At 38.9% G+C, this 18,826-nt stretch carries 17 protein-coding genes and 1 other RNA gene; 10 read left to right on the plus strand and 8 right to left on the minus strand.

What is annotated here, in order from left to right:
* Positions 1 to 305: 305 nt before the first annotated feature.
* Entirely contained in the window at positions 306 to 2,909 is a 2,604-nt protein-coding gene (gene clpB / locus KIV10_RS10590; RefSeq protein WP_214113484.1) for an ATP-dependent chaperone ClpB, read from the minus strand.
* Between the two features lie 211 nt (positions 2,910 to 3,120).
* Here clpB and ytxJ point away from each other — a divergent pair, with 211 nt between their 5' ends.
* Complete coding sequence (gene ytxJ / locus KIV10_RS10595; RefSeq protein ID WP_214113485.1) at positions 3,121 to 3,516, plus strand: bacillithiol system redox-active protein YtxJ; 396 nt, start codon at positions 3,121 to 3,123, stop codon at positions 3,514 to 3,516.
* 87 nt (positions 3,517 to 3,603) lie between these two features.
* Here ytxJ and fahA read toward each other — a convergent pair whose 3' ends face one another.
* Complete coding sequence (gene fahA, locus KIV10_RS10600; protein WP_214113486.1) at positions 3,604 to 4,881, minus strand: fumarylacetoacetase; 1,278 nt, start codon at positions 4,879 to 4,881, stop codon at positions 3,604 to 3,606.
* Between the two features lie 274 nt (positions 4,882 to 5,155).
* Here fahA and glyA point away from each other — a divergent pair, with 274 nt between their 5' ends.
* From glyA to KIV10_RS10620, 4 genes are read left to right on the plus strand one after another with little or no spacing between them, the layout of a single operon-like run.
* Positions 5,156 to 6,430, plus strand: a complete 1,275-nt coding sequence (gene glyA / locus KIV10_RS10605) for a serine hydroxymethyltransferase (RefSeq protein ID WP_214113487.1) — start codon at positions 5,156 to 5,158, stop codon at positions 6,428 to 6,430.
* Positions 6,431 to 6,433: 3 nt separating this feature from the next.
* On the plus strand, positions 6,434 to 6,928 hold the full coding sequence (locus KIV10_RS10610; protein ID WP_214113488.1) for a GNAT family N-acetyltransferase: 495 nt from the start codon (positions 6,434 to 6,436) through the stop codon (positions 6,926 to 6,928).
* A 27-nt stretch (positions 6,929 to 6,955) separates the two neighbouring features.
* Positions 6,956 to 7,435, plus strand: a complete 480-nt coding sequence (locus KIV10_RS10615; RefSeq protein WP_214113489.1) for a nucleoside deaminase — start codon at positions 6,956 to 6,958, stop codon at positions 7,433 to 7,435.
* Positions 7,436 to 7,447: 12 nt separating this feature from the next.
* On the plus strand, positions 7,448 to 7,978 hold the full coding sequence (locus KIV10_RS10620; protein ID WP_214113490.1) for a lipocalin-like domain-containing protein: 531 nt from the start codon (positions 7,448 to 7,450) through the stop codon (positions 7,976 to 7,978).
* Here the strand turns inward: KIV10_RS10620 and KIV10_RS10625 are convergent.
* From KIV10_RS10625 to KIV10_RS10635, 3 genes are all read right to left on the minus strand, one after another.
* Entirely contained in the window at positions 7,973 to 9,496 is a 1,524-nt protein-coding gene (locus KIV10_RS10625; RefSeq protein WP_214113491.1) for a hypothetical protein, read from the minus strand. The two genes, KIV10_RS10620 and KIV10_RS10625, sit on opposite strands and share 6 nt — an antisense overlap.
* Positions 9,497 to 9,618: 122 nt before the next feature.
* Complete coding sequence (locus tag KIV10_RS13955; RefSeq protein WP_246516268.1) at positions 9,619 to 10,710, minus strand: carboxypeptidase-like regulatory domain-containing protein; 1,092 nt, start codon at positions 10,708 to 10,710, stop codon at positions 9,619 to 9,621.
* Positions 10,711 to 10,830: 120 nt separating this feature from the next.
* Positions 10,831 to 11,874 (minus strand): glutaminyl-peptide cyclotransferase, encoded by a 1,044-nt coding sequence (locus KIV10_RS10635; protein WP_214113492.1) that lies wholly within the window; start codon positions 11,872 to 11,874, stop codon positions 10,831 to 10,833.
* Positions 11,875 to 11,961: 87 nt separating this feature from the next.
* Between KIV10_RS10635 and ffs the strand changes: the two genes are divergently transcribed.
* The 3 genes from ffs to fsa all read left to right on the plus strand — a co-directional run bounded on the left by ffs (position 11,962) and on the right by fsa (position 13,816).
* An RNA gene (gene ffs / locus KIV10_RS10640) (signal recognition particle sRNA small type) lies at positions 11,962 to 12,060 on the plus strand.
* Positions 12,061 to 12,265: 205 nt separating this feature from the next.
* Positions 12,266 to 13,072, plus strand: coding sequence for an SDR family oxidoreductase (locus KIV10_RS10645; protein WP_214113493.1), 807 nt, complete (start codon positions 12,266 to 12,268; stop codon positions 13,070 to 13,072).
* 90 nt (positions 13,073 to 13,162) lie between these two features.
* Positions 13,163 to 13,816 (plus strand): fructose-6-phosphate aldolase, encoded by a 654-nt coding sequence (gene fsa, locus KIV10_RS10650; RefSeq protein ID WP_214113494.1) that lies wholly within the window; start codon positions 13,163 to 13,165, stop codon positions 13,814 to 13,816.
* Between the two features lie 41 nt (positions 13,817 to 13,857).
* On the opposite strand, the gene KIV10_RS14045 is transcribed toward fsa, so the two are convergent.
* Positions 13,858 to 15,255 (minus strand): TlpA family protein disulfide reductase, encoded by a 1,398-nt coding sequence (locus tag KIV10_RS14045; RefSeq protein ID WP_214113495.1) that lies wholly within the window; start codon positions 15,253 to 15,255, stop codon positions 13,858 to 13,860.
* Between the two features lie 142 nt (positions 15,256 to 15,397).
* Between KIV10_RS14045 and KIV10_RS10660 the strand changes: the two genes are divergently transcribed.
* A complete protein-coding gene (locus KIV10_RS10660) occupies positions 15,398 to 17,023 on the plus strand; it encodes an ABC-F family ATP-binding cassette domain-containing protein (RefSeq protein ID WP_214113496.1) in 1,626 nt (541 codons plus the stop codon).
* Positions 17,024 to 17,070: 47 nt separating this feature from the next.
* Here KIV10_RS10660 and KIV10_RS10665 read toward each other — a convergent pair whose 3' ends face one another.
* Positions 17,071 to 17,313, minus strand: coding sequence for a putative signal transducing protein (locus KIV10_RS10665; protein WP_214113497.1), 243 nt, complete (start codon positions 17,311 to 17,313; stop codon positions 17,071 to 17,073).
* 47 nt (positions 17,314 to 17,360) lie between these two features.
* Positions 17,361 to 18,077: a hypothetical protein gene (locus KIV10_RS10670; RefSeq protein WP_214113498.1), complete on the minus strand. Its 717-nt coding sequence runs from the start codon at positions 18,075 to 18,077 to the stop codon at positions 17,361 to 17,363.
* 147 nt (positions 18,078 to 18,224) lie between these two features.
* Here KIV10_RS10670 and KIV10_RS10675 point away from each other — a divergent pair, with 147 nt between their 5' ends.
* Positions 18,225 to 18,800 carry a fasciclin domain-containing protein gene (locus KIV10_RS10675; protein ID WP_214113499.1) on the plus strand — a complete coding sequence of 192 codons (576 nt, stop codon included), beginning with the start codon at positions 18,225 to 18,227 and terminating at the stop codon, positions 18,798 to 18,800.
* Positions 18,801 to 18,826: the final 26 nt, after the last annotated feature.

The following is an 18,826-nucleotide window of genomic DNA, read 5'->3' on the forward strand; positions in this document are numbered from 1 at the left end:
ACTACCTAAATAGGGCAAGGCTATAACAATAAAAGATCAGGCTAAATGTATATACTTAAATTACTTTCTTTTACATTTATACTAAAAATTCAAATATAAAACTGGAGATGGCTGTTATGTGATACAATTTTAAATAAAAAGCATAATAAAATTTTAAAACCCCAAGCAAAAGCAAGGGGTTTTCTATTTTCCATCAACCATCAACCATCAACCATCAACCATCAACCATCAACCATCAACCATCAACCATCAACCATCAACCATCAACCATCAACCATCAACCATCAACAATCAACCATCAACCATCAACCATCAACCAAGTTCTCCTGATTTCTAAAAACCAGCCCATCATCAAAACTATCCAGCAGAATAATACTGTCCGTAGTAATTCTTGCTGAAAGAATCTCTTTGGAAAGCTCGTTTAAAACCTCTCGCTGAATAATCCTCTTTACAGGTCTGGCGCCAAACTGCGGATCAAATCCTTTTTGTGAAAGATAGGCGATGGCCTCTGGCGTGGCATCCAGCACGATGTTTTGCTTTAAAAGCATTTTTGAGACACCTTTCAGCTGCAATTCCACAATCTTGTTAATATCAGATTTTGAAAGCGGGGTGAACATAATAATATCGTCTATCCTGTTCAAAAATTCTGGACGCACCGTTTGTTTTAAAAGCGCGAGTACTTCAACTTTGGCGCCTTCCATCGCAGTGTCCGGATCCTTCACGGCTTCGAAACGCTCTTGGATTATATGGCTGCCCATATTGCTGGTCATAATAATAATCGTGTTTTTGAAATCCGCCAGACGGCCTTTGTTGTCCGTTAACCTACCTTCGTCCAAGACCTGCAATAAAATATTAAAAGTATCTGGGTGCGCTTTTTCGATTTCATCCAGTAGCACCACGCTGTAAGGCTTGCGGCGAACGGCCTCGGTAAGCTGCCCTCCTTCATCATACCCTACATATCCTGGAGGTGCACCCACCAAACGGCTTACGCTGTGCCGTTCTTGGTACTCGCTCATATCAATACGGGTCATGGCGTTTTCATCGTCAAAGAGATATTCCGCTAGGGCTTTCGCAAGCTCGGTTTTACCTACTCCTGTTGTACCAAGGAAAAGGAAGCTACCAATCGGTTTTTTCTCATCCTGCAATCCCGCGCGGCTTCGGCGAATGGCATCACTTACAGCTTGAATGGCTTCATTTTGACCCACTACACGTTTATGCAAATGGTCCTCAAGCGTCAATAGTTTTTCCCTATCGCTTTGAAGCATTTTAGTCACCGGAATCCCGGTCCATTTTGCCACCACTTCTGCAATGTCCTCTCGGTTTACTTCTTCTTTAATCATGGAAGAACCTTCTTGATTTTCAGCCAATTGGTTTTCCAATTTATTTAGGTTTTCTTGTGCTTCCTTAATTTTTCCGTAACGAAGTTCCGCAACTTTCCCAAAATCACCCTCGCGCTCAGCACGTTCTGCTTCCAGCTTAAATTCCTCAATCTGGGTTTTCAGATTTTGAACATTGTCCACAACTTCTTTTTCACTCTGCCATTTTGCATTAAGTTCATTGCGCTCTTCCTTTAAATTGGCCAAATCTGCGTGAAGGGATTTCAATTTGGTTTCATCTTTTTCACGTTTTATGGCTTCAATTTCAATTTCAAGCTGCATAATTTTTCTATCCAAAACATCCAATTCCTCGGGTTTTGAATTAATTTCCATCCGAAGTTTACTGGCGGCTTCATCCATAAGGTCAATAGCCTTATCCGGAAGAAAACGATTGGTAATATACCTTTCAGACAGTTCTACCGCAGCAATGATTGCTTCGTCCTTAATGCGCACTTTGTGGTGCGTCTCATACTTTTCCTTGATTCCTCTCAAAATGGAAATAGCACTCTCCGTATCGGGCTCATCAACCATTACCTTTTGGAAACGGCGTTCCAGCGCTTTGTCTTTTTCAAAGTATTTTTGGTATTCGTCCAGCGTTGTGGCACCAATTGCACGAAGTTCCCCACGGGCAAGTGCGGGCTTCAGGATATTGGCCGCATCCATAGCCCCCTGTCCGCCACCGGCACCCACAAGGGTGTGAATCTCATCAATAAAAAGGACAATATCACCCTCGCTTGAAGTTACTTCCTTGATCACGGCCTTTAAGCGTTCCTCAAATTCCCCTTTATATTTGGCGCCGGCTATAAGCGCGCCCATATCCAAGGAATAAATTTCTTTCGACTTTAAATTTTCGGGAACATCGCCGTCTACAATTCTGTGGGCAAGACCTTCTGCAATTGCGGTTTTTCCGGTTCCCGGTTCGCCCACGAGCATAGGGTTGTTTTTGGTGCGTCGGGAAAGTATTTGAAGAATTCGACGAATTTCCTCATCACGCCCAATTACTGGATCAAGCTTGCTATCGCGCGCCAACTGATTCAAGTTTTTGGCATATTTATTTAAGGAATTGTAAGTTTCCTCGGCGCTTTGCGATGTTACTTTTTCGCCGCCGCGAAGCTCATCAATGGCCGCATTCATTGTTTTTTCGGTAACGCCTTGATCCTTTAAGCTCTGGGCAATCCCACTTTTGGAATTGAGAATCGCCAAAAGTAAATGCTCAATGGAAACATATTTGTCGCCCATTTTCTTCGCTATGTTTGTAGCTTCCAAAACCGTTTTGTTCGCTTCCCTTGAAAGCATAATATTACCCCCAGAAACTTTGGGAAAACTTTCCAACTGCTTGGTTAGAATTTGTTGCAGTGTGGTAAGATTCACATTTAATTTTTTGAGAATAAAGTGGAGAACATTTTCATCTACTTCAAAAATAGCTTTCAGTAAATGTTCGTTCTCTATTTGTTGGTGTCCAAGGCCTTGAGCAATTTGTTGTGCTTGCTGAATGGCCTCTTGACTTTTTATTGTGAAATTATTGAAGTTCATATATATAGTATTTTGAAAAACTTGGTTTTTACTTAATTTTTATCTGAAGAATTATTCTTCGCACGAGCAGGAATCAATTATAAAGCCACACTAAATTTAAGACAAAATGTCCGCTAAAACCTGCATTTATACAGACATTATGACGGTTTTAACAGCGAAGTTTCGGCAATAATCAGTCATATATCTTAGTTTTGCAAAAAGAGAAACAACTATGGGATTTTTTGATAAATTTAAAACGCAACGCGATATTGTAAAGGAAGAAATTGTGGAAGTTCCTTGGCACATTTTAAACCAATTGGAACAACTGGAAACTTTAGTAGAAGAGTCACAACAAAAGCCAGTGGCCATTTTTAAGCATTCCACCCGATGTGGCATAAGCCGGGCAGTCCTAAAAATGTTTGAGCGAAATTATAACTTGAATGAAGACCAAATTAAATTGTATTTTCTTGATCTTCTAGAAAATAGGGATATTTCAAATGAAATTGCCAATCGATTTGGCGTACGTCACGAAAGTCCACAAATGATCGTAATTAAAAATGGTACGGTAATCCACCACGATTCACACCACTCCATTGATGCGGAACACCTTAAAAAAATAGTGGCATAAATTCTTTGGGATACCCAAAAAAAACCACGAACCCACGATTTATTTATTTCGTGAATTCTTGGTTTTATTATTTTAAAAACAGAGAACTTACTGCTTGTTTGCAGGTAACAGTCTCGTGCGACATTCGCCGAAGCCTATACGCACATGCTCGTTGGAACAATGTCCTCTCAAAATTACGGTATCGTTATCGTTTATGAATTTACGCTCACTTCCATCAGATAGTTTGATGGGTTTTTCACCGCGCCACGTGAGCTCGAGCATAGAGCCGTAAGAATCTGGAGTTGGGCCCGAGATGGTTCCGCTACCCATCATATCGCCGCTGTTTACATTGCAACCGTTAATGGTGTGGTGGGCCAATTGCTGCGCCATATTCCAATACATATATTTGAAATTTGACGAAGTAATCTTATTTTCCTCTCCATTTTCCGGACATATATAGACTTCTAATTCTATATTATAGCTCTTTTTCCCTTTATACTGAAGGTAGGGGAGTTGCTCCATTTCCGGTTTAGGACCCTCAACTTTAAAGGGTTGTAGCGCATCCAACGTTACAATCCAAGGGGAAATGGATGAAGCAAAATTCTTGGCCAAAAATGGCCCAAGTGGCACATATTCCCATTTTTGAATATCGCGTGCGCTCCAGTCATTGAACAGCACCAAACCAAAAATATATTCCTCGGCCTCGTTTACGGGAATGGGTTCGCCAAGTGCATTGGCATCTGTAGTTATAAAAGCCATTTCCAGCTCAAAATCTACTAATTTTGACGGACCAAAAACGGGCTCGGTGGCGCCATCGGGCATTGTTTGCCCCCACGGCCTGCGCACATTTATATCGCTAGGGATAATGGATGAGCTCCTACCGTGATATCCCACAGGAATATGGAGCCAGTTCGGCATAAGCGCGTTGTCCTTCCCACGAAACATAGTACCCACGTTTGTAGCGTGTTCCTTGCTTGAATAAAAATCTGTATAATCACCTACTTGCACGGGAAGTTGCATTTCAACCTCTTCCATCGTAAATAGAATGTGTTTTCTGTGCTCCTCATTATCACGGAGCTTCGGGTTTTCTTTATCAAAAATATCTGCGATTCGGTTTCGCACCAGTCGCCACGTTTTTCTTCCGTCACTTATAAAGTCATTCAAGGTATCTTGAAGAAAAATATCATCGGTAAGTTCTATTCCATTAAAATATCCCAATTGGTGAAGCGCGCCCAGATCGATGGCATAATCTCCAATTCGGGTTCCAATGGTTATAATATCATCGCGCGTTAAAAATACGCCGAAGGGGATGTTCTGTATGGGAAAGTCGGTATCCGGTTTTGTGTCTAACCAGGTTTTGCGCTTAGGGTCGTTGGCGGTAATCATTGTTAAGTAGCTTTAATTCAGATAAATAAATCTAACTAATTTTTTTTAATCTATTGATTATTAATAATGTAATTAGCGAAGTTTTTACTTGAGCCTGAAATTTTTGTTAGTAAAATATGTTTCAAATATATAGATTTCATAATACTAAACGAATGCTTTTAGTATTTTTGGAATTAATTAACTTTCAAAAAAAATGCAGTGTTATAATCTTGGTTTTACTTCGAAATAATTTCAACAAAAATCAAGATATAAAACTTAAAAAGAAATATAGAATATGAATCGTGACCAACAGATTTTTGACCTTATTCAAGAAGAAAAAGAACGCCAATTAAACGGCTTGGAATTAATAGCTTCAGAAAATTTTGTAAGCGAACAAGTGCTGGAGGCGGCAGGTTCGGTTTTAACCAATAAATATGCGGAAGGCTATCCCGGTAAGCGTTATTACGGTGGATGCGAAGTAGTGGATGAAGTGGAACAAATTGCGATTGATAGGGCAAAAACGCTTTTTGGGGCTGAATATGCCAATGTGCAACCGCATAGTGGCTCCCAAGCAAATACGGCTGTTTTTGCCGCGTGTTTAAAGCCGGGCGACAAATTTTTAGGTTTCGATCTTTCCCACGGAGGCCACCTTACCCACGGTTCTCCCGTAAATTTTTCCGGAAAACTCTATGAACCTATATTTTACGGCGTTGACGAAAAAACCGGAAGAATAGATTACGATAAATTGGAAACCCTTGCCACAAAAGAAAAACCAAAAATGATAATCGCTGGGGCGTCGGCGTACTCACGCGAAATTGATTACAAACGCTTCCGCGAGATTGCAGACAAGGTTGGTGCCCTACTCATGGCAGACATAGCCCACCCTGCTGGATTAATAGCCAAGGGGATTATTGGCGATCCGCTTCCGCATTGCCACGTGGTTACTACAACTACGCATAAAACATTGCGCGGACCACGCGGAGGTATGATTTTGATGGGAAAAGATTTTGACAATCCTTTTGGGCAAAAACTTAAAAATGGAAATCTCAAAAAAATGAGTACACTTTTAGACAGTGCCATTTTTCCCGGAAATCAAGGCGGACCACTCGAGCATATCATCGCTGCAAAAGCTGTTGCATTTGGTGAAGCATTGACCGACGGATTTTTGCATTATGCCGTACAGGTAAAGAAAAATGCTGAGGTAATGGCGAAGCGTTTTGTTGAAAAAAATTATAAGGTCATTTCTGGCGGAACAGATAACCATATGATGCTTATCGATCTTCGGAACAAGGATATTTCTGGAAAAGAGGCCGAAGAAGCATTAAATGAAGCTGAAATTACAGTAAATAAAAATATGGTTCCTTTTGATGATAAATCACCATTTATTACCAGCGGAATAAGAATAGGTACAGCTGCCGTCACTACCCGAGGTTTGGTTGAAAAAGATATGGAACAAATTGTAGATTTGATTGATGAGGTGGTTCAAAATTTCAAAGACGAAAGTGTACTTGAAGACGTAGCCGAAAAAGTGAATGAAATGATGAACGGTCGGCCTCTCTTTAAAGGCTAATTTATGATCTATACCGAAAGACTTCAAATTCGTAAATATACATTGCTTGATGCTCCATTTATCTACGAATTAATGAATAGCGAAGGCTGGCTAAAGAATATTGGCAATCGAAATATCAATTCCATCGCAGATGCCGAAGCCTATTTGGAAAGACATTATTTGAGCATTTATTCTTCCCAAGGTTTTGGTCCCTACAAGGTCTTGCTGAAGGATTCCAGCACGGCAATTGGTTCTTGCGGACTTTATAAGCGGGATAATTTGGATTTTCCTGACATAGGTTTTGCTTTTTTGCCAGAATTTGTAGGACAAGGTTATGCACTGGAAGCGGCTAAAGCCATAATGAAATACGCTTCAGAAGAATTGAAAATTGAAAAAATTGTCGGTATTACACTGCCTGAAAATATTACTTCAGTTAAACTGCTGAAAAAAATTGGCCTTGCTGAAATTGGCACCTATAATTTTGAGTATGTCGAAGAACTTTTGCTTTTTTCAACTTAAAAAATTCATATAAAATATATTCGAAAAATGATTTCCGAAAGAGATTCCTATTTTATAAAACGAGCTATTCAATTAGCGGAAGAAGGCATGAAAAGTAATGCTGGCGGACCGTTTGGAGCTGTAATTGTGAAAAATGATAAAATCATAGCAGAAGGATTCAATCAAGTAACCTCGTCAAATGACCCCACCGCACACGCAGAAGTAGTTGCGATTAGAAAGGCCTGCGATAAACTGAAATCCTTTCAGTTGGAAGATTGCATAGTGTATACTTCCTGCGAGCCTTGCCCTATGTGTCTTGGTGCAATTTATTGGGCGCGGCCTAAAGCTGTCTTTTATGCCTGTACCAAGGAAGATGCCGCCGCAATAGGGTTTGATGATCATTTTATTTATGAAGAAATTGAAAAGGACATCGAAAACAGGCGGATTAAATTCATTAATATGGAAAGGGCAGAGGGGGTTAAGGTTTTTGAGCAATGGGCCAAGAAAGAAGAAAAAACAGAATATTAAATAATTTCAAGAATGTTTGATCGCGTTAAAATAATTTTCCTTCTCATTATTTTCTGCGGAAGTTTGATCGGTTGCCGTGAGGAAACACGAACTGTTTCGAGGGAAAAAATAACGAAAAAGGATATTACTGGCATGTGGAAACTTGAAAGTATGAAGGTGCGCGATACCGCAACAAATATTTGGAAACACTATCGCGGCGGAATGGATGGCTATCTTTTGTATGATGGAAGCGGCCACGTAGCGCTGCATCTTTATGAGAAAGGTTATGAGAATACCGCTTTGGAGTTTGCCAATTTCAGTGATGCCATTCCACTGGAATCTTTGAAACATCTAACAAAATCATACTATTATATGGGAAACTATTCAGTTTCAGATAGTATCGTTTCCCATTTCAAACTTTCACATTCCAACCCAAAAGAATTTGGCGATACGGCCGAAAGAAAATTCCATTTCCGCGGCGATACGTTAGTTTTGGAACCTGTAGAAAGCCAGAATGCGAATCTTCAACTAAAATTGCTTCGGAATAAATCCTCGAATTTATAATTCGGGAAAAGTTGTGCTTTCATAAGCTCCGGCATCCGGCGGTGTGCTTCTGGCAGTTCCATTTAAATCCACTAACGGTTGTACGTTGCTGAGTCCAATGTTTTCGGCGCCTGAAGTTCCATTTTCAATGTTAAAATTATTCAAATTGGTATTTTGGAACGCGGGATCTTCATTGAAAATAATATTGGAATACAACGAAGGATTCGAAAAATCGTATAATGGATTCCCGTCAAATTCGTTATTGGTATCTTCGAAACGAATCAAACTGTTTGAAAAATTAAAGTTGAAGTCCGCGTCATTGCTTCGGAAAAGCGAAATCTCGCGGCGTTCATTTCCGTAGATAATGCAATTAGTGAAATTTGCCTGTACCAAATCTGCAACAAACAGAACTTCTTCGGTTTCAAGAATGTTATCAATACTCACGGAAGGAAAACTTCGGAAACCATTGGTCCAATAATTTACAAATGTGCAGTGCCTAAAATCGTAGCTTCCGCCCAATTGAATTGCCAATGAAGATTGGCCACTATTATTGATAACCATATTTTCTCCCACAACGTCGCCCGTACGCGCCAAAACACCCACATTCGCGTTGTTATAAATTTGAACATTGCTGAAATCTGCAGAACTGTTGTCCACCAAAACCCCAACGGTGCTATTTTTTATGGTTGTGTACTCAAACTGATTGTCCACACTGCCGGAGGTGAGCCAGATTGTGCCCCACTGCCCGGGAATATCGGCGAAGGCTGGTTCCAGTCTATCACCTTCAAAAATGATTTCATTTTCCATAGCTTCAGCGTCGTTACTTGCCGCGCCTATTGATTTTATGGAACCATTTTGTGCTACCAGAATACCGCTATTTGCGTGAAAGTGGATGCGGGCACCGGGTTCAATGTTGAGAGTTCTATTGCCGGGAACGGCCGCGTATCCATAAATAACATAGGGTTTTTCATTTGTAAAAGTGAGCTCATCATCCTCGAGGAAAAAGCCTTCAATTTGTGTCGCGTTTTCTCCCTCACCCAGCGTTAGTGTCTCCACCATTCCGCCACCTATCTGTGCGGGAAATAGAAAAACGGCATCCTGTACAAGTGTTACCAGTTCCACTTTTTGCTCGTTTCCGCCAGTGTCAAACAAAATTTGATCTGTGTAAAGAAAATTATTTCCGCCCGCGGGCAAGTTGTTGATATCAATTGTGGTTTCAACGAATATGAAAATACTGTCCTTGGCAAGAACCTGGATATTTTCGAAAACCTTTCCCGGAAGACCGTCCACGTTCAATCTATAATTAGAGGATTCGCCTTGGCCCAAGCGTACGGAGGGGATGGTAACGTCCTCGTCGCTTCGGTTATAAACTTTTAAATTATAAGTGCTCGAGCCAATAGTGGAAAAAATGGTATCAAGATAAATTGTATCCCTTGAGAATTCAAGGTTGCCGGTGCTGGGCACGCTCTCAAAATCATTTCGGCACGAGCTCCATAGCAATAATGAACATATAACCGCAAATCCGTACAAATACTTCATTCAAAAAATTTTTGGTAAAAATATAACTTTTATTGAAGCATATTATTGTCGCGCTTGGAAGTTTTCAGTATCCCATTTCAAATGGCTTTGAAATATAATAGTTATGGATAACTATTGGATTTTTATTGTTTTTTGCTGCGTTTTGCCTTTCGTTCCGCTTTTTTGCGTTCGTGTTTTATTCTTCTGAATTCTTGGGTATTTTTATAGGCTTGCTTTGCTTTTTCGTACCAATTGGGGTCTTTCTTCGGAGTTTCCTCTTCAAATGAGATTCCTCCCGTAACAACAACTTCTCCCAAAAATCCACCGTATTCTAATTTGACATCAATCTGTTTGTTTTCTGAAGAGCAGACAATTTCCTTAGACTCAAAACCCACATAACTGAAAACCAAGATAGTTCCAGGCTCAGCTTCAATGGAATAATTGCCATCAAAATCTGTTTGAGTGCCTACAGAAGTACCTTTTATAACAACATTCGCGCCCGGAAGTGGCAATCCGGTATCGTCATTTACAGTTCCTTTTATAGTAATTGAATGCGAATCATTTTCGTTTACAGGTGCATTACTCCTTATTTTTCCTACAATCACGGTATGTGTACGCGTGGTTTCAGTATCTGAAGTCATCACAACATTTATTTTTTCAGATTTATTTCTTAAGCGCGCGGTCTGCGAATCGTACTTATCTTTAGTGAAGGTCAAAATTTCATTGTTAAGCGTTACAATGCGGTATTCGCCATTTTTATTGGTCCATTTGCGGGTGTTGGTTTCGTGGGATTTTATTTCAACGTTTTTCAATGGATCGCCATTTTCATCTGTAATTCTGCCAACGGTAATTATTTGTATTCTTTCGGTTGTGGGAGAACTGAAGCGCCCAATTCCAATTGAGATTTTGGGTTTTTCTGAAGAAATTTTTGTTTTTGAGGAGGGATTATTTGAAAGTAACGTCAACGGAAGTAGAAGTGAAGCTGCGAATGGCGCGAGGCTTATACCACTTTTTCGTTCAAGTTTCATTTCACGGTTCAATTGATTTTTTGTCAATCTGCCACAGGCATTTTTATTTTCGGAAAGAATTTTTATCAGCTCTTCATCCGTTTTTTTGGTGAAGTCAAAAACTTCTTTGGTACAAACGGCACAAAACTTTCCTTTTTCGGTTGGGGTCATTTCTGCCCAATCTTCGTGGCAGGGCTCCGGGATACTAATTACAATTGATTTTTTCATGGCTTTAGATTATTTAGTACACCAAAGCAACCAAATTACAGTCCACAAAAAAACCGCCTTTGAGCAAAGCGGTCTTTTGACTGAGGGAAATGTTTTTAAATATGAATTTTGAAGTTTTACCTACTTCGTCATTATCTGTATTTTAAAGAGCTTGTCCCAATTTTTCCCGGTGATGTAAAGGATATTGGGCTCGCCGTTGTATGCAATACCATTCAGAACATTTAATTGGGGATGCTGGGTAACTTTATCCTTCAAATCGGTTAAATCAATGACGCCCTCCACGGCGCCAGTTTTTGGGTCTATAATTGCAATGGAACCTTGCTCGTACACATTTGCATAAATTTTTCCGTCCACCCATTCCAGCTCGTTCACACTTTTAATTTTACTGGTATTGGTAAAAATTTCAATAAAATCCTTTTCCGCAAGGGTATTTGAATTTAACGTCCAGATTTTATCGGTTCCGTCGCTTTTATAAATATTATTGTCATCGTCGTGGCAAAGGCCCCAACCTTCGCGGCTCTCGTTATATACAAAGGTTCCCACTTGCTCAAAAGTTTCCAAATTGTAGATAAAGCCTGTGTTTTCCTGCCAAGTCAATTGATAAATCTTATTGTTGAGAATGGTAATTCCTTCACCAAAATAGGCATCTGGAAGATCAACTTTTTTGAGAACTTCACCAGTTTTATAATTCGTTTTTCGAAGTGAGGAAACTGTTTTCAGCCCCGTACTTTCGTACAAAGTATCGCTTTCAAATTCCAGACCTTGCGTGTACGCTTTGATATCGTGCGGATATTCCTCCAAAATTTTATAGGTATACAGTTTCGGTTTTTCAGAAGCAAGGATTGTAATATTGGTTGATGCGGAATATTCTTTGCCGTCACCATAAATTTTTGCGGTAAAATTGCGTTCCCCTAATTTTTTTCCTTCGAGCGAAATACTATTTGAAGTTGCATCAATTCGATCTTTATTTAAAAAATAAACTACTGAATCTATTTCAATATTTTTTTTATTCACCAATTCAAAAGATATTTTATCTTTTGCAGTATAAGTTTTCTTCGGGTTTTTAATTTCTATTGAAAATAAATCTTTTTCTTCTTCGGTATCACCGCAACTTGCTGTAGCCAGTATTAAAACAGTGGCAATTAAAAGGTTATGAATTTTCATAATCATGTTTAAATTTTTCGCAAGGTATTTATTAAAATTGAAATGTGAAAACACTTGTAAAAACTGTAAAAACCTGTATCTTTGCAGCGGCAAGTCCTACACAACCAGCTCCTGTTGAATCCCCCAGGGCGGGAACGCAGCAAGGGTAAACGGTCGTAGCGGTGTGATGTAGGTAGCTTGCCATTTTTTGTGCAATAAACTTTCCTATAAAAATCTAATTTTGCTTAAGGAATAAAAGCTATACACGGCTCGTTTCTTTGGTGTTTTTATCCCTCCGTACTTTTTCTAAGAAAAAATTAATGATCGCTGAGCTTTTTTCCCATTGCTTTTTCCTTAAAACTATTTGGAAAAGAACTGGCGTAACCGCATCTTTGCCATTCAACCTGCATTTATGAGTAAAGTTGTATTGATTACTGGCGGTTCTTCGGGGATTGGGAAGGCCATCGGCGATTATCTTTCTTCCCGAAATTACACTGTTTACGGTACCAGCCGCAATCCTGATACTATTCAAAATTCACTTTTTCCATTGTTGAAAATGGATGTTTGTAACTTAGAATCTATTGAATCTGCAATTTCAGAATTAATTGAAGCCACGGGGAAAATAGATGTTCTTATAAATAATGCTGGTGTTGGGATTACGGGACCAATCGAAGAAACCCCAACCGAGGAAATGAAAAAAGCCTTTGATACCAACCTATACGGGCCCATTAATGTAATTAAAACCGTACTTCCATATATGCGCTCCCAGAAGCGAGGGCATATTATAAATATCACATCCATTGCGGGATATATGGGCTTACCCTATCGCGGAATTTATTCGGCCACCAAATCTGCACTCGAAATCACCATTGAAGCAATGCGAATGGAAACATTGCAATTCGGTATAAAAATGACAAATGTAGCGCCGGGAGATTTCGCCACAAATATCGCTGCGGGCCGCTACCACGCGCCAGTCCTGGAAAATTCGCCATACAAAGAGGCGTATAGCAGTACGTTAAAAATGATGAATGAACACGTGGATCACGGCGAAGATCCTTCAAAAATGGCCAAAGTAGTGCATCAAATCATTGAAAACGAAAATCCGAAAATTCATTACAAAGTGGGTGCGCCTATGCAAAAGTTTTCAATCGTCCTAAAACGAATTTTGCCCGATAAAGTGTATGAACGTATGCTTTTGAAGCATTATGGATTAAAGTAATTGAATTATATTTCAAGCCAAAAATCAGCCTTCGGATAAAACAATCTATTAAATCTTTCTACTTTTGCATTATAACCTGAAAAAACTGCTATGAAATTCTTTATTGATACCGCAAACCTCGACCAAATAAAAGAAGCCCAAGACCTTGGCGTACTTGACGGTGTAACCACCAATCCATCATTAATGGCGAAGGAAGGGATTAAGGGAAAAAATAATATTCTCAAGCATTACGTGGACATCTGCAATATCGTTGATGGCGATGTTTCCGCTGAGGTTATCGCAACAGATTTTGAAGGAATGGTTAAGGAGGGCGAAGAGCTTTCAGAACTTCATAATCAGATTGTGGTGAAAGTACCGATGATTAAGGAAGGTGTAAAGGCCATAAAATATTTCAGTGATCGCGGTATCCGCACAAATTGTACTTTGGTATTTTCTGCGGGACAGGCACTTTTGGCGGCAAAGGCCGGTGCTACATATGTTTCTCCATTTATAGGGAGACTTGACGATATTTCAACAGATGGGCTTGAGCTTATATCAGATATTCGCTTAATTTACGACAATTACGATTTTGATACCCAGATTCTTGCAGCATCCGTGCGCCATACCATGCACGTAATACATTGCGCGAAAATAGGAGCAGATGTTATGACCGGGCCGTTATCGTCCATTGAAGGTTTATTGAAACATCCATTGACCGATAGCGGTTTGAAGCAATTTTTGGAAGATTATAAAAAGGGAAATTAAATTTTTTTTGGAATACTAAAAGAAATTTAGGTATAGAAATTTTATCTGTTGAGATAGCCTAATAATAACTCTTCAAAATTTGAATTGAACATATTGGTGTTGCCTTCAAGGATAATTCCGTTTTTATCAACAATAATTACCTTGTTGATGGAATTCAATACCAATTTGTTTCTACTATCGGTCAAGTTTTCCAGTTGAAATTCCTCGGAAACATCATAACCTGTTTTTTGAATCGTTTCCCGCCATCGCTTAAAGTGGGAATCGGTGTTTATTCCTATAAAATCGTACTCCGGAAATTTTGATTTCAGTTCTGCACTGCGAGTATGGATGTCCCTAAAATGTTTAACGGAGCTTGCGGACCAAAAATAAAGTACGGTAGGTTTTTCAATAATTTCAGAAATAGTTGCTACCACATTTTCGGTATTCACCAAAGGTATATCAGGAATACTATTTCCAGGAGCCAATTTAATGGTCGCTGATGCCAGTTCATCAATTTCCGCCACATCTTCCTTATCCGTACTCAGTTTTTTATAAAGCGCCACCATTTTCTGCTCTTCAATGGCACTTCTTCCGCGAATTAAATACCGGACCATCGTGCCACGCAACAATGAATTTTTTAAAGTATCAGAAAAAACAAGACTATCAATCATATTCAGTTTTCTGAAATTATAATCATAGGAAGTTCGGTCTATTTCAGTAATGTTACCATATTTTTCCATTACCAAATTTTCAAAATATCGGTTTAGGAAACGATAATACGGATAATAAAACCGAAGCCCATTTTGTTGGAAATCAATATCTTTTCGGTAATTAAAAAAAGACTGTGGAAATTGTTTGACGTTTCTAAGGTTTGCCGAAATATAGAGCTCTTTTCGAAGATAGTTGTTATAACGGATTCCTGCCTTCGCAATTTTTTCAAATTCTGGATTTATACCATCATTTCGGTCTATGAAATTTTCCAATTGTGAAAATTTATCATTTCTTAGCGAATCTACCTTGTTTGAAAAGTTTTCCGGACTTAATTTGTACCATTCCTGAAGAGCTTCATTTTCCTTTTCATTTTTCAGAAAAAGATTGATAAGAAAATTATTTTGCTCACCGCCTTTTCCTGAATACGATAATGATTCATCAAATTCAATCGTATTTACGTGTATTAAAAGACTATCGCCCGGCTCAATAAAAAATACCTGACTTTCACCGTGCCGGAATGAATATAATCCGGTTTGAATTTTTTCAGATTTGTAGATGAAGAAATTATTGGAGTCTAATTTTACGGTATCTGCATTCTGGTCGCCTTTTCCAAAAATAACGTAATCAAACTTTGGATTAATGACTTGGCCTGAAATCCAAGTGGTTGCAACTTCATTTTTCTCCCCGAAATCACAGGAAAAAAAAAGAATCGAAAGAATAAAGATGAGTAAAATTCTGTATGGCCCCACTTGTTTTTTAGATTCTAAAACAAATGTATGCGAGTGCCCGTAGGCATTGTGTTAATTGGGCGTTAAAAGGATTTTTAAAACGTTAATCTTTCTTTGGTAACACTGAAATGGCTACTTTTGCGCAAATTTATAAAAATCAGTTATGCTTTCAGTTTCAAATCTTTCCGTGCAATTTGGTAAAAGAGTTTTGTTTGATGAGGTGAGCACGCAGTTTGTAACCGGTAATATTTACGGAATTATTGGTGCCAACGGCGCGGGCAAGTCTACTTTCTTAAAAATTATTTCCGGCAAACAGGAGCCTACTTCTGGCCGTGTACATATGGAGCCTGGCAAGCGAATGTCCGTTTTGGAACAGAACCACAACGCGTATGATGATTTTATGGTACTTGAAACAGTGGTGCGCGGCAATAAGGAATTGTACAGTATAAAGTCCCAAATAGATAAACTATACGAGGATTATACCGATGCAAACGCCGAGAAAATAGGCGAGCTGCAAGTTACCTTTGAAGAAATGAATGGTTGGAATGCGGAAAGTGATGCCGCCGCAATGCTCTCAAATCTCGGTATTGATGAAAGTCTGCATTTCACATTGATGAAAGATCTGGACGGAAAACAAAAAGTACGTGTTCTTTTGGCACAAGCGCTTTTCGGAAATCCCGATGTACTTATCATGGATGAGCCTACCAATGATCTTGATTATGAAACAATTAATTGGCTGGAAAATTTTCTTGCCAATTATGATAATTGTGTGATTGTGGTCTCCCACGACCGTCACTTCCTCGATTCGGTTTGTACACACATTAGTGATATCGATTTCGGAAAAATAACACATTATAGCGGTAATTACACGTTTTGGTATGAAAGTAGCCAACTGGCGGCCCGCCAACGTGCGCAACAGAATAAAAAGGCTGATGAAAAACGAAAGGAACTTCAGGAATTTATCATGCGCTTCAGTGCGAACGTGGCAAAATCCAAACAGGCTACTTCGCGTAAAAAAATGCTTGAAAAGTTAAATGTTGAAGAAATAAAGCCATCCAGCCGTCGCTATCCCGCTATTATTTTTGAACGGGAACGGGAAGCGGGCGACCAAATTTTGAATGTTGAAAATCTATCGGCTTCAATCGATGGCGAAGTACTTTTCAGAAATGTAAATATCAATCTTGCAAAAGGGGATAAAATTGTTGTTTATTCAAAGGATTCCCGTGCCGCCACTGCTTTTTATGAAATTTTGAATGGCAATGCAAAACCCGATAGTGGTTCGTTTCAATGGGGAATAACCACCAACCAAAGTTATTTGCCGCTTGATAACGAAACTTTTTTTCAGAATAATCTCTCACTGGTTGATTGGTTACGCCAATATGCAAAGACAGAAGAGGAGCGGGAAGAGGTTTTCCTTCGCGGATTTCTTGGAAAAATGCTTTTCAGCGGCGAAGAAGCTTTGAAAAAAAGCAATGTACTTTCGGGAGGTGAAAAGGTACGCTGTATGCTAAGCCGTATGATGATGTTGCGGGCCAATGTGTTGATGCTGGACGAGCCAACCAATCATTTGGATTTGGAATCCATTACAGCTTTCAATAATTCGCTCAAAAATTTCAAGGGGACCATATTATTTACCACGCACGATCACGAATTTGCCCAGACCGTTGGTAACAGGGTGCTGGAACTTACGCCAAATGGGGTGATTGACAGATATATGACTTTTGAGGAATATATGGCAGATGACAAGATAAAAGAACAGCGAAGCAAAATGTACGCTGTTGAAGCATAAAAAAGGCGACCAAAAATTGGTCGCCTTTTTTATTAAAATGATATCTTTTATTCGCCGATTTCGACTAAAAATTCATCGACAATGGGTTGTGCTTTTGTAAGTTCATCCTGTCTTACAAAAATTCGGATTTGGTCTGAATAATTATTTCCCGAGCCAAACATTACACCATTTTGTTGATCGTCTCTCGCTATGGGAACAATCCCATGTTCCTTTAGTCTACCTACCAACCCTTCAGCTACAAGGATAGGTCCAGTATATATTCTAACTGTTTCTTCGTGATTTTCTGACATTTTTCTATTTTTAAGGTTATTGGTTTTTTTGATAATTATTTTTGAAACTAAGCATTGTAGTATTTACTGTCCCAAATGGCACCGTTGAAATTTTTTCCTTTAGCAAATCCGTAATATAATACAATACCCGCAACACCTTTAAATATGAAAAGAAACAGGAGAACCTGTTCTTGCATTCCGTAGGTTGTTGAGAGCAAATGGGTAGGAGTGAGCGCCGTAAGGATGATGCTTATCACAAAAACCGTAAATATTAAATTTTCGAAACTTTTGTAAGGCCACATTTGCCATTTGCGCAGAGGGTGCAGATCATTTCCCCATTTGTGGATTAAATAAAAATAATCATTCCCCATAGGAGCAAAAAGCAAAGGATCGTCTGCATTTTCTAATTTCAAAAGTTTGGCCGGCGCAACAATCTTGAAATTTTTGAGTGTTGTCCCGTGCTGTTTTTCCAACATTCTTATTTCTGAAATGGCTTCTTCGGGAAATTCGCCCTTAAAATATTTTGAATCCAAAAACCGCAACCGGTAATTCACACATAAATTTTTAATATCGTTTATGTGAAAAATTTGGGAGGACTGAAGCAGATTGAAATTAAAATCATTTTCTCCACCGGATTTTCCATCGGTAAGCGTTGTCAATATGGTTGTGCGTTCTGTTTCGTTTTCAGAAAAAATACGCTCAACTTCGTTTAAAATTGCTGCTTCATCAATACGTTTGGTGCGATATTTTAGCAGTTGTTTTTCAAGGTCTGTGGGTGAAAACATATTTTGGAAAATTTAAAATTAAATGTAATGAGTACTATTTTGCCATCCAACTATTTAACGTTTGTTTTGAAATATACTAAGAATATGGCCTCATGAAAGAAAACGGCAACATATTTGTTATCTTTATTGCTTTAAAAATTAAAAAATATGCTTTCAAAAAATATTTTGTCCTTTGTCGTTATTACATTGGTAACCCTTTCTGTTACTGCGCAAAAATATAAAACAACCGATATGCAAACGGTGACGGACCAATGGAATGAAAATATTTTCACTTCCGATAAAACTATTGCTGAAAATATTTCCGAAGCGCCAGAACTCACCATTCTTGCAAAAGCAATGAAGGATAACGCTGCACTGCAAGCTGCACTGGAAAAGGAAGAAATGGTAACAATCTTCATCACAAAAGATAGTGCCTTTGCAAATCTTCCCGAAAAAACACGCGATTCAATTTCTGAAAATCCGATTTTGATGGCGTCTATGGTGAAATTCCAGACCATCCCAGGCAGGATGGATAGTTATGCGATAAAAGATGCTGTTGAAAAAAATGGTGGGCTTGCATATTTCTCAAATTTGAATGGTAGTAGGATAGGAATTAAGGAAGTAGGTGGAAAACTATATTTGATTGATGAAGAGAATAGAACAGCACTACTATCAGGCGTAAACTTTTACCATAAAAATGGATTTTTCCATATTGTTGACGGTGTTGTGCTGCCTCCAAAATAAAGTCATATTTAGGTTTTATAAAATTG

Source organism: Aequorivita echinoideorum, assembly GCF_018476645.1.
Lineage (GTDB): Bacteria > Bacteroidota > Bacteroidia > Flavobacteriales > Flavobacteriaceae > Aequorivita > Aequorivita echinoideorum.